Origin of the sequence: Phaeocystidibacter marisrubri, from assembly GCF_008933165.1 — a bacterium.
GTDB lineage: Bacteria > Bacteroidota > Bacteroidia > Flavobacteriales > Schleiferiaceae > Phaeocystidibacter > Phaeocystidibacter marisrubri.
Window position 1 is genome coordinate 1 of sequence record NZ_WBVQ01000015.1, and the last position, 732, is coordinate 732.

Genomic DNA, 732 nt, shown 5'->3' on the forward strand with positions numbered 1-732 from the left:
CGTATCGATTACTTTGTCGATACCAATACTGTACCTACTCGCTTCCTCAACTTCATCCGTATCTATAGATCGGAAGACTCTGGATCAACCTACAACTTGGTAAACACAGGAAACCCACTTCTCGGTTATGCCTTTGATGGATCTCCAGGTCAAAACGGAGTGGACAATCAATACTACTACTACGCCATCGATTTGATTGCGAACGGTTATGCCGTAGGTCAAACGAGAGCATTGCACACCATCAACTTGCAAGCCGACCTTACCAACTTGGCCAACGTTCCTGTCAGCTGGTCGAGCTATGCTGGGGTGAACTACTCTGATTTTGCCAACCTTCAGTACCAACTTCAATTTGGTGAAGAAAATGATACCGGTGGATACGACTGGCAAGATGTCACCACAGGATTCCCTACATCTGATTCAACAGCCACCTTCTCTGCTGTGGGTCAAGATCCAGGTAACTACGCACTTCGCGTGATTACACTTACCGATGCAAACGGTTACTCAAGTGAATCGAACTGGGTGATCTATGGTGTTCCTGTAGATCCAATCATTCCAGATCCTGAGGCACCACCATTGACAGTTCCTGATGTATTTACTCCAAATGGAGATGGTCTAAACGACCGTTGGACCATTGATGGAATTGAAAACTGGAACTCTCGTAAAGTTGCCATCTTTGATAGATGGGGTCGCAAGGTTTGGTCATCTGACAAATACACCAACGACAATCCATTT

Annotated in this window: 1 protein-coding gene; it reads left to right on the top strand. The window is 45.6% G+C overall.

Translation table 11 applies throughout. The features are described from left to right. A partial coding sequence (locus F8C82_RS14660; RefSeq protein ID WP_151694378.1) for a T9SS type B sorting domain-containing protein occupies positions 1-732 on the top strand: 732 nt, incomplete at both ends.